Source organism: Candidatus Symbiothrix dinenymphae (assembly GCF_001431085.1).
Genome location: NZ_BBRU01000250.1, coordinates 1 through 589, shown reverse-complemented (window position 1 = coordinate 589; position 589 = coordinate 1). Strand labels below are relative to the sequence as shown.

The following is a 589-nucleotide window of genomic DNA, read 5'->3' as shown; positions in this document are numbered from 1 at the left end:
ACGGTACTGCGACTCCAAAATACAGCGAGCAGAAAATCTATTCCACCGCTCGGGGAGAAAATCCGATGATTTATCCCAATGTCAATTGGTATGATGCGCTGTTCAAGCAGCAGACCACCAACACCAAAGCCAACCTGAACGTTTCAGGCGGTGGCACGGTGGCTACCTACTATGTTGCCGGAGGATTCGAGAACGAAACAGGCTTGCTGAAAGTGGACGGGCGGAACAATTACAACAACAATATTGATATCAACCGGTTCCATGTGCGGAGTAATGTCATTTTCAAACTGACCAAAACCACCACATTGGACACCCGTATTCAGGGACGTTTCGAAAAATATACCGGTCCATACAACACTGATCAAAAATACACTGCAGCAAGTAACATCTTCAAAACGGTGATGAATACCAATCCGGTGGATTTTCCTGCTGTATATGAGCCGGACGAAGCCAACACATGGACAAAAAACATCCTGTTTGGAAGTATTTTTCCATCCGGAGGTGGTGCTCCCCGCTCCAACCCTTATGCAGAAATGGTGCAGGGATATGAAACTCGGGACGAAAGTACGCTCACCACACAGGTGACACT

Annotated in this window: 1 pseudogene; it reads left to right on the top strand. The window is 47.2% G+C overall.

Going from position 1 to position 589, the window contains the following annotated elements:
- Nucleotides 1-589, top strand: a pseudogene (locus ASC50_RS03380) (SusC/RagA family TonB-linked outer membrane protein); the annotation flags it as partial.